Origin of the sequence: Micromonospora sp. CV4, assembly GCF_003667455.1 — a bacterium.
In the GTDB taxonomy this organism is placed as follows: Bacteria; Actinomycetota; Actinomycetes; order Mycobacteriales; family Micromonosporaceae; genus Micromonospora.
This window is the reverse complement of record NZ_RCVI01000134.1, coordinates 1-6,412: the sequence shown is the minus strand read 5'-3', so window position 1 is coordinate 6,412 and position 6,412 is coordinate 1. Positions and strand designations below refer to the sequence as shown.

The following is a 6,412-nucleotide window of genomic DNA, read 5'->3' as shown; positions in this document are numbered from 1 at the left end:
GGGTGGGCTTGTGGGTTTGGGTCTACTACCGGGGGTAGGATTGCGGGGTGACTCGGTTGGGCGATCTTGAGCGTGCGGTGATGGACGTGCTGTGGGACGTGGTCCCGGGCACGTCGGACGGGGTGACCGTGCGCGAGGTGGCCGACGCGCTCGACGGCCGCGAGCTGGCGTACACCACGGTGATGACTGTGCTGGACCGGCTCGCCGGCAAGGGCATGGTGCAGCGGGAGCGCGAGGGCCGGGCCTGGCGGTACCGGCCGGCGGCCAGCCGCGAGGCGCACATCGCCCAGCTCATGCTCGACGCCCTCGACCTGGGCGGCAGCCGCGACGCCGCGCTGGTGCGCTTCGCCCACTCGGTGACCGGCACCGAGGCCGAGGTGCTGCGCGCGGCCCTGGGGAGCGAGGCCGGGCTGACCGGGCCCGACTCCGCCGGCGCCGAGTTGACCGACCGGGTGGACGGGCCGCCGAGCCGGCGGCCGGCCGACGAGGCAGCGGAGCGGTAGGGCCCGCGCCATGGCCTACACCGTGCACTTCGCCGCCACCATGCTGGCGTGCTATCTGACCGCTCAGGGGTTGGCCAGCTCCACCTGGACGTGGCGCAGTCCCCGGGTGGCGATCGTCTGCTGGCAGGCGGTCGGACTGGCGCTGGGCCTCTCGGCGATGGGCCTGCCGATGGCGCTCGGGTTGGCCGCCTACGACCTGCCGACCGGGAGCGCCCTGCTCGCCCTGGCCAACGACCTCGCCCACGGCACGCTGCCGGTCGGGGTGACCGCCTTCCATCTGGCCAGCGTGGGAGTGGGCTTCGGCATCGGCGCGGTGCTGGTCACCACGACCGTGCGCAGCATCCACGGCACGCTACGCGCCCAGCGCCGCCACCGGGACCTGCTCACCCTGGTCGCCCGGAACGACCCGGCCGCGCCCGGCGCGCTGGTGCTCGACCATCCGAGCGCGGCCGCGTACTGCCTGCCGGGGGTGAAGCCGCAGGTCGTGGTCAGCGCGGGCACGCTGAGCCTGCTGGACCGGGCCGAACTCGCCGCCGTGCTCAGCCACGAGCGCGCGCACGCCCACGAGCGGCACGACCTGGTGCTGTTGCCGTTCACCGCGCTCTGCCGCGCGTTGCCGTGGTTCCGCTGGGTCCGCGACGCGCACGAGCGGGTCGCCCTGCTGGTCGAGATGCGCGCCGACGACAAGGCGCGCGAGCTGCACGCCGACGCGCCGCTGGCGGGCGCGCTGCGCCGGTTCGCCGCCGCCGGTCACCGGATCACCCCGGCAGGCGCGCTGGGCATGGGCGACCGCGACCTGGACGTACGCGTACAGCGGCTGCTGGTCAGCGACCGGCCGCCCCGGGTGCTCGGCGCCACCGCCCTCGCGGTCGCCACCACGCTGGTCGCCCTTCCGATCACCCTGTTCCTGAACTGACCTCAGCCGCGGCCCTCCTGCACCAGGACCGGGCTCGCCCTGCCGCCTCGCCCTGCCTCGGTCTGCCCGCCTCGCCCTGCCTGCCTCGGCCCACCTCGGGGTGACTGCGTCAAGATCACGCTCGATCCAGGATCGAGTGGCATCCCCCGACCGCGAGGCAACTACATCCATGATCGAGCAATCCCCCACCTTCAACCCACACCTACTACGTTGTGTCGTAGAGTTGTCTACGACACGACGTAGTAGATAACTTGTAGCGTAGCTACATGTAGGGTGGCTACGACAAGGGAGCCAACCTACGGAGGGCCGGTCATGGACACGCTGCTCCTCGCCCGCCTGCAGTTCGCCACCACCACCTCGATCCACTTCCTGTTCGTGGTCGTGACGCTCGGGCTGGTCACCCTGCTGGTGGGGATGCAGACCGCCTGGGTGCTCACCGGCAACCCGAAGTGGGAGCGGCTCACCCGGTACTGGGGCCAGCTCTACGTGATCAACTACGTGCTCGGCATCGCCACCGGCATCGTGATGGAGTTCCAGTTCGGGCTGAACTGGAGCGGCCTGTCGCGCTACGTCGGCAACGTCTTCGGCGCGCCGCTGGCCATCGAGACGCTGGTGGCGTTCTTCCTGGAGTCCACGTTCCTCGGGATGTGGATCTTCGGTTGGCACCGGCTCCGCAAGGGCGTCCACCTGGCCCTGCTCTGGGGCGTGGCGCTCACCGCGTACGCCTCGGCGTTCTGGATCCTGGTGGCCAACTCCTGGTTGCAGAACCCGGTCGGGTACGAGGTCCGCGACGGAATCGCCCACCTCACCGACTTCGGCGCGCTGCTGACCAACCCCAGCCTCGGCATGGCGTTCGGGCACGTGGTCTCGGCCGCGCTGCTGGTCGGCGGGATGCTGATGGCGGCGGTCAGCGCCTGGCACCTGATCCGGCGTACCCCCGACTTCGTGCTCTTCCGCACCTCGCTGAGGGTCGGTCTGGTCACCGCCGCCCTGGCGATCACCCTGGTGCAGGGCTTCGGCTTCGCCCAGTTCGGGCCGGTCGGAGAGGTGCAGCCGACCAAGTTCGGCCAGGGCCCGGAGGCCCAGGCGCTGATCACCGAGTGGACGGCCCGGTTCGGCCCCGGCGACTACACCCCACCTGTGCTGGCCAGCGTCGGGCTGGGCTTCATGATCCTGATCGGCTTCACGCTCGGCTGCGTCTGGCTGCTGCTCCCGCTGCTCTTCCGGGACTGGGTCATCCGGCTGCGCTTCCCGCTCTGGCTGGTCCTGCTCGCCCTGCCGCTGCCCTTCGTCGCCGTGATCCTCGGCTGGATCGCCCGGGAGGTCGGCCGCCAGCCCTGGGTGGCGTACGGGCTGCTCCCCACCGACCAGGCGGTCTCCCCGGTCGGCGCACCGGTGATGCTCACCTCGTTGATCGGCTTCAGCCTGCTGCTGGGCACCCTCGCCGTCACCAACTGGGTGCTGCTCGCCCGGCACGCGGCCCGCGGCGCGGCCGACCCGCCGCTCGGCCGCCCGCCGGCACCGCCGACCGAGCCGGCCCACCCCGAACCCGCCCTCGCCTGAGGAGATCACCGTGGACCTCGCCTGGTACGCCCTGCTCGGCCTCTTCTTCGGCGCCTACCTGGTGCTCGCCGGCTACGACTACGGCGTTGGGCTGCTACTCGCCCGCGGCGGTGGCCCGGCCGGGCGGCGGGCCACCCTCACGGCGCTCGGCCCGTTCTTCCTCGGCAACGAGGTCTGGCTGGTGGCCGCCGTGGGCATCCTCTTCGGAGCCTTTCCGGTGCTGGAGGGCGAACTGCTCTCCGGGTGCTACCCGGCGGTCGCCGGCGCGCTGGTCGGTGTGGTCCTGGTGACCGCGGGCGTGCAACTGCGCAGCCGCCCGACCGACGAACGGGTCCGCGCCCGCTGGGACCGGGTGGTGGTGGTCGGCAGTGTGCTCGCCGCGCTGGGCTGGGGCGTGCTGCTGGCCGCGCTGTTGCAGGGTGTGCCCCGCGAGGCCGACGGGCACGTCGCCGGGGTGTCGCACCTGGCCACCCCGTTCGCGGCCGCCGCCGGCCTGGCCATGCTCGCCCTGGTCGCGGTGCACGGTGCGACGTTCCTCACCCTGCGGCTGCCGGTCGCCGACGCCGCCGTGGTCGGCCGGTTGGCCCGGCGGCTGGTGCCGGTGGCGCTCAGCGCGGTCGCCCTGGCCACCGTCGTGGGGCTGCTCTCCGCCCGGGTACGCGACGCCGTCCAGCGGCCGGCGGTGGCCGTACTGCTGCCGTTGCTGCTGGCTGCGGCGCTGCTGGCGGCCCGCGCGGCGCTGGCCCTACGGCGGCCGGGGTGGGCCCTGGTCGCCACCGGCGCGGCGCTGGCGCTGCCGGTGGCGCTGGTCGGCGCGGCCCTCTGGCCCTACGTGCTGGTGTCCACCACGGACCCGGGCGCCTCGCTGACGGTGGCCGACGCCGCCGCCAGCGCGCCGACGCTGCGCCTACTCGGCTGGGTGGCGCTGCCGCTGCTGCCGGCCCTACTAGGCTTCCAGGCGATGTGTTGGTGGGTTTTCCGAGGACGGACCGACGGCAGAGCACCGGTGTACTGGTGAACCGCCGTCCCTTCGACCCGCGTCTGCTGCGCCGGGTCCCCGCGGCCCGGCGCGATCTCGCCGTGCTCGCCCTGCTCGGCGTGCTCGCCGCCGGGCTGATCGTCGCGCAGGCCACCGCGCTGGCGGCGGTGCTGGCCACCGCCGTCGACGGCCGCCTGGACCGGCCCGCGCTGGCCGGCTTCGCGGTGGCGGTCGCCGCCCGTTCAGCGCTGGTCTGGGCGCAGGGCACGGTCTCCGCGCGGCTCGCCGCCACGGTCAAGGCCGCGCTGCGGGCCGACCTGCTCGGCGCGGTGGGCCGGCACGGCCCGGGCTGGGTCGCCGGGCAACGGGCCGGCCAGCTCGCCACGCTGGCCGGGCGCGGGCTGGACGCCTTGGACGCGTACTTCACCGGATACCTGCCCCAGCTGGTACTCAGCGTGACGGTGCCGGTGGCCGTGCTGGCCCGGGTCGTCGTCGCCGACTGGGGCTCGGCGGTGATCATCGCACTGACCCTGCCGCTGATCCCGGTCTTCGGAGCGCTGCTCGGCTGGCAGGCGCAGGCCGCCACGGAGCGGCAGTGGCGGCGGCTCTCCCTGCTGGGCGGGCACTTCCTGGACATGGTCGCCGGGCTGCCCACGCTGCGCGCGTTCGGCCGGGCCCGGGCGCAGACCGAGGTGGTCCGCCGGATGGCCGACGGGCACCGGGTCGCCACCATGAAGACGCTGCGGATCGCGTTCCTCTCCGCGCTGGTGCTGGAACTGGTCGCCACCCTCTCCGTGGCCCTGGTCGCGGTGCCGGTGGGCATCCGGCTGCTCGGCGGCGGTCTGGCCCTGCAGACCGCGCTGCTGGTGCTGCTGCTCACCCCGGAGGCGTACCTGCCGCTGCGGGCCGCCGGCAGCCGCTTCCACGCCAGCATGGAGGGGCTCACCGCGTTGGACGAGGCGCTCACCGTCTCCGCCACGCCCGTCGCACCCCGGGCCGCCGAGGGCGCGGCCACCCCGAACGGGCGCGGCGAGATCCGCTTCGAGTCGGTGACCGTGGAGTACGAGCGGACGACCGCGCTGCGCGACGTGACCCTGACCGTCCGGCCCGGCGAGCGGATCGCCATCATCGGCCCCAGCGGCGCCGGCAAGAGCACCCTGCTCGGCCTGCTGCTCGGCTTCGTGACCCCGACCGGCGGCCGGGTCACCGTCGACGGGGTCGACCTCGCCGCCGCGGACCCGGCCGCCTGGCGCCGCCAGCTCGCCTGGGTGCCGCAGCGGGCCCATCTCTTCGCCGCCTCGCTGGCCGACAACATCCGGCTCGGCGCGCCGGACACCCCACCCGACGCGCTCGCCACCGCGGTGCACGACGCGGCCCTGGACGACGTGGTGGCCGGCCTGCCGGACGGGCTGGAGACGCTGCTCGGCGAACGTGGGCACGGGCTCTCCAGCGGGCAGCGGCAACGGGTGGCCCTGGCCCGGGCGTTCCTCCGGGACGCCCCGGTGGTGCTGCTCGACGAGCCCACGGCCCGACTGGACACCGCGGCCGAGGCCGTGGTGCTCGACGCCACCCGCCGGCTGGTCACCGGGCGGACCGCGCTGCTGGTCGCGCACCGGCCGGCGCTACTGGCCGACGCCGACCGGATCCTGCGGATCGAGGACGGTCGGGTCACCGAGCTGACGCCCGAGCCGACCGGGAAGGCGACCCGATGAACGCGGCACCTGAGCCGTCGGCCGACGGGCCGGGCCCACTGGCCGAGGCACCGGAAACGGTGGTCGGCGCGGTCCCGGACGGGCGGGCGAGCGCCGAGCGGACGGTGCTGCGTCTGGCGCGGCCGTATCTGGGCCGGCTCGTGGGCGCGGGACTGCTCGCCGCCGCCACCGAGTTCGCCGGGCTCGCACTGATGGCCACGGCGACCTGGCTGTTGATGAGCGCCGCCGGCCAGCCTCCACTGGACCGGCTCACCGTGGCGATCGTCGCCGTCCGGGCGCTGGCGATCAGCCGGGGCGTGTTCCGCTACACCGAACGGCTCGCCGGGCACGACGCGGTCCTCCGCATGATCACCGACGTCCGGGCCCGGGTCTTCGCCACCCTCTCCGCCCGCCGCACCGCCGTACACCGCTCCGGGGACGTGCTGAGCCGGCTCGTCTCCGACGTCGAGGCGGTCCAGGATCTCCTGCTGCGGGTGCTGGTGCCGGGCTCGGCGGCGGCACTGGTCGGCGTGCTGGCGGTGGCCGGCGCGGCCCTTATCTCGCCGCCGGCCGCCGGGGCGCTCGCCGTGGGGCTGCTGATCGCCGGGGTGGCGTTGCCCGCGCTCGCCACCGCCGTCACCCGGCGCAACGCGGCGGAGGTGGCCCCCCTGCGCGGCGCGCTGGCCACCGACGCGATCGACCTCACCCACGGCGCCGCCGACCTGGCCGCGTTCGGCGCGACCGACGCCGCCCTGCACGC

General features: G+C 74.6%; 5 protein-coding genes and 1 pseudogene. All 6 read left to right on the top strand.

The window, feature by feature from the left end; all coding sequences use genetic code 11:
- Nucleotides 1-47: 47 nt before the first annotated feature.
- Nucleotides 48-503, top strand: a complete 456-nt coding sequence (locus EAD98_RS01565; RefSeq protein WP_121652297.1) for a BlaI/MecI/CopY family transcriptional regulator — start codon at nt 48-50, stop codon at nt 501-503.
- A 10-nt stretch (nt 504-513) separates the two neighbouring features.
- Nucleotides 514-1,419 (top strand): M56 family metallopeptidase, encoded by a 906-nt coding sequence (locus EAD98_RS01560; RefSeq protein WP_121652296.1) that lies wholly within the window; start codon nt 514-516, stop codon nt 1,417-1,419.
- A 312-nt stretch (nt 1,420-1,731) separates the two neighbouring features.
- Nucleotides 1,732-2,982 (top strand): cytochrome ubiquinol oxidase subunit I, encoded by a 1,251-nt coding sequence (locus tag EAD98_RS01555; RefSeq protein ID WP_121652295.1) that lies wholly within the window; start codon nt 1,732-1,734, stop codon nt 2,980-2,982.
- Nucleotides 2,983-2,992: 10 nt separating this feature from the next.
- Nucleotides 2,993-4,000, top strand: a complete 1,008-nt coding sequence (locus EAD98_RS01550; RefSeq protein WP_121652294.1) for a cytochrome d ubiquinol oxidase subunit II — start codon at nt 2,993-2,995, stop codon at nt 3,998-4,000.
- The gene (cydD, locus tag EAD98_RS01545) at nt 3,997-5,673 is read left to right on the top strand and encodes a thiol reductant ABC exporter subunit CydD (protein WP_121652293.1); all 1,677 of its coding nucleotides are present in this window, start codon (nt 3,997-3,999) and stop codon (nt 5,671-5,673) included. The genes EAD98_RS01550 and cydD overlap by 4 nt, the downstream gene beginning before the upstream one ends.
- Nucleotides 5,670-6,412: pseudogene (locus tag EAD98_RS01540) on the top strand (thiol reductant ABC exporter subunit CydC); the annotation flags it as partial. The gene cydD and the pseudogene EAD98_RS01540, both read left to right, overlap by 4 nt.